We start from the raw sequence: 3547 nt of genomic DNA, 5'->3' as shown, positions 1-3547 counted from the left end.
GGCGCGCGCCGCGCTGAACCCGCCGGACACGGCCGCCCCGGGCGCCGCGCCCGCACCAGCGGCCACCGCCCGGGGCGCCGACGCCGCAGCGGCCGTATCGGGCGTGGCACCCGTCACCGCACCCGCCACCACCGCGTCCCTTCTGGGCCGGCACGAGGACCCGCGCAGCTTCCTGCTGGTCGTCATGAACGATGCCACCGCGCCGCTGGCCCTGCGCATCGAAGCGGCCAAGGCGCTGCTGCTGGCACCCGGCACCGCTGCGTAGCCACCCGGCCGTTCGGCCTGTGACCGGCGGTCGTCATGTGCTTGCAAGGCCGCCGACCGACGATCGGTGGCGTGGCGCCCGTGCGCTCCGCCGGGCGACCGTGAGAGGGTGAGGCTTGCGCGGGTGGCTATAGTCGGGCGAGGCATACCGCCCACGCCACCGGGGTGCCGCCAGCGCCCCGTGTCAACGTCCCGCCGCCTTGCCCCGGCACCCTCGGCTCGGGGCGGTTGTTTGCCTGTGCCCTAGAGGAGACCGCTTGCGCCTGCCTGCCCGCTGTCTGACGATGCTGCTGCTGTTCGCGGCACAGCTGACCTGTGCCGTGCAGGCCGCGCCGCGCGTGGTGCGCGTGGGTGTTTACGACAACCCGCCCAAGCTGCTGGCCGGCCAGCTGGGCCAGCCCAGCGGCATCCTGGGCGACCTGCTGGGCGAGGTGGCCCGACTGCAGGGCTGGACACTGGAACCGGTGCCGTGCGACTGGGAGCGCTGCCTGCGGCTGCTGGAGGACGGCACCATCGACCTGATGCCGGACGTGGCCTACAGCGACGCGCGTGCGCAGCGTTTCGACTTCCACCGCGTGCCCGCGCTGCCCAGCTGGTCGCAGGTGTACCGGCGACCGGGGGTGGCGCTGCAGTCGGTGCTCGACCTGGAGGGCAAGCGGGTGGCGGTGCTCGACGGCTCGGTGCAGCAGGAGCACCTGGCCGGCCTGCTCCACAGCTTCGGCTTGCGTGCCGAGCTGGTGCCGGTGAAGTCGTTTGAGCAAGCCTTCCGCATGGTGGCCGACGGCACGGCGGATGCCGTGGCCGCCAACCGCTACTCGGGCGATGCGGCGGCCGACCGCTACGGGCTGACCGCGTCCAGCCTGGTGTTTCTGCCCAGCAAGCTCTACTTCGCCACCGACAAAGGCCGCAACGCCGACCTGCTGGCCGCCATCGACGCCCAGCTGGACACCTGGCAGAACGACGCGGATTCGTACTACTACCAGACGCTGGCCCGCTGGGGCCAGCAGGCCACGCAGCCGCGTGTGCCGCCCGCCTTCTGGTGGGGCCTGGCCGCGCTGCTGGGGCTGCTGTTGCTGGCGCTGGGTTTTCTGGCGCTGCTGCGGCGCGAGGTGGCGCGCCAGACGCTGGCCCTGCGCGAGAGCGAGCAGCGCTTTCGCAACATCGCCGAGAACTCCATCGACTGGATCTGGGAACACGACGTGCAGGGCCGTCACACCTACAGCAATCCGGGCGTGACGGCGATCCTGGGCTACCGGGTCGACGAGTTCCTGGCGCTGGACGCGGTGTCGCTGGTCCACCCCGACGACCAGGCCCTGTTCCATGCCACCCACCAGACCGCCCGCGAGCACCGCACCGGCTGGCGCACCGTGGTCATCCGCTGGCGCCACCGGGACGGCAGCTACCGCGTGCTCGAATCCAACGCCCAGCCGGTGCTGGATGCCCGGGGCGAATGGCAGGGGTTCCAGGGGGTCGACCGCGACATCACGCTCCGCGTGCGGGCCGAACAGGAGCGCCAGCGGCTCGCGTCCATCCTGGAAGCCAGCAGCGACATGGTCGGCATGAGCGATCCCGCAGGCCGGCTGACCTACCTGAACAGCGCGGGGCGCGCGCTGCTGGGCATCGGCCCCGAAGCGGCCTTGCCGAAAACAGTCGCCGACGTGCACACCCGGTGGGCCGCCGACCTCGTGCTGGGCCAGGGCATGCCGACCGCCATCCGGGAAGGCCGCTGGGCGGGCGAGACCGAGGTGCTCGGGCCCGATGGCGAGGGCATTCCCGTGGCGCAGCTCATCCTCAGCCACCACGATGCGCAGGGCCAGCTGCTGTTTTTCTCCACCATCGTGCGCGACATCCGCGCCAGCCGCGCCGCGGAGCGGGCAATGCGCGAGCTCAACGCCACGCTGGAGGCCCGCGTCGCCGAACGCACCGCCGCGCTCACCCTGGCCAACCAGGAGCTGGAGACCTTTGCCTACGCCGTCTCGCACGACCTGCGCGCGCCGCTGCGCGCGATGAACGGCTATTCCTGCGCGCTGCAGGAAGACCACGCCGCAGCATTGCCAAGCGAGGCGCAGCGCTTCATCGCGCAGATCGTGCTGGCCAGTCGCAAGATGAGCGACCTGGTCGACGGCTTGCTGACGCTCTCGCGCAGCACGCGCGGCGACTTGCACTGGAACCGTGTCGACGTGTCGGCGCTGGCCCAGCGGCACCTGGCCGAGCTGGCCGCGTCCGAGCCGGCCCGCCACGTGGCGGTGGAGGTGGAGCCGGGTCTGGTGGTGCAGGGCGACGAGCGACTCATCGCCAGCGTGGTGGACAACCTGCTCGACAACGCCTGGAAGTACACCGGCGCCACGCCGCAGCCCAGGATCCGCGTCCACGCCTGCGAGGTGGACGGACAGGCCGGTTTCAGCGTCTCGGACAACGGCGCCGGTTTCGACATGGCCTACGCGGACCGCCTGTTCAAGGCCTTCCAGCGGCTGCACCGCCAGGACGAGTTCCCGGGCATCGGCATCGGTCTGGCCACGGCCCAGCGCATCGTGCAGCGCCACGGTGGCCACATCAGCGCGCAGGGCGTGCCCGGCCACGGCGCCACGTTTTCGGTGGTGCTGCCGGCCAGGGCCAGGACCTGAGACATGCCCCCATGAACCACCCACCCGCCGAAGACGCACTGCTGGCCCGCTCGTGGCCACGCGCCTGGGCCACGCTGGGCCTGCTGGCCCCGGACGGCCTGGTGCAGCGCCTGCTGACCGCCTGGGCCGAGCCGCAGCGCCACTACCACGCCACCCAGCACCTGAGCGAATGCCTGGCCCTGCTCGAACCCGCGCTGGACCTGGCCACGCACCCCGGTGAAGTCGAACTGGCGCTGTGGTTCCACGACGCGGTGTACGACCCCAAAGGCAAAGACAACGAAGCCCGCAGCGCCGACTGGGCCTGCCAGGCCCTGGCGCAGGCCGGTACGGACGCCGCGGTGCAGCAGCGCGTGCGCACCCTCTTCATGGCCACTTGCCACGACGCCGAGCCCACCGATCCCGACGCCCGCCTGCTGGTCGACTTCGACCTCGCCATCCTCGGCGCCGAGCCGGCCCGCTTTGCCGAATACGACGCCCAGGTCCGCGCCGAATACCGCTGGGTGCCCGGCTGGCTGTACCGGCGCAAGCGCAAGCAGGTGCTGTCGGGTTTTCTGACGCGGCCCGCGATCTATGGGACCGAGCGGTTTCGGGTGCGGCTGGAGGGAAGGGCGCGGGAGAACTTGCGATGCGCGGTCTCAGGCGCCTGATCGGTTGATTCC

At 71.7% G+C, this 3547-nt stretch carries 2 protein-coding genes and 1 pseudogene; all 3 read left to right on the top strand.

Annotated features, from left to right (window positions below; genetic code table 11):
- Positions 1 to 265: pseudogene (locus ACR2JA_RS04545) on the top strand (hypothetical protein); the annotation flags it as partial.
- A 256-nt stretch (positions 266 to 521) separates the two neighbouring features.
- Complete coding sequence (locus ACR2JA_RS04540; protein WP_434007929.1) at positions 522 to 2888, top strand: PAS domain S-box protein; 2367 nt, start codon at positions 522 to 524, stop codon at positions 2886 to 2888.
- 11 nt (positions 2889 to 2899) lie between these two features.
- Positions 2900 to 3535: an HD domain-containing protein gene (locus ACR2JA_RS04535; RefSeq protein ID WP_434007928.1), complete on the top strand. Its 636-nt coding sequence runs from the start codon at positions 2900 to 2902 to the stop codon at positions 3533 to 3535.
- Positions 3536 to 3547 lie beyond the last annotated feature (12 nt).

It is taken from the genome of Hydrogenophaga sp., from assembly GCF_051007235.1.
Taxonomy (GTDB): Bacteria; Pseudomonadota; Gammaproteobacteria; order Burkholderiales; family Burkholderiaceae_C; genus Hydrogenophaga.
The sequence above is the reverse complement of the archived record's forward strand: the minus strand, read 5'-3'. Positions and strand labels throughout refer to the sequence as shown.

Excerpts from the sequence above, each read along its gene's own strand:
- ACR2JA_RS04535 (WP_434007928.1), top strand. The coding sequence starts at position 2,900 with ATGAACCACCCACCCGCCGAAGACGCACTGCTGGCCCGCTCGTGGCCA.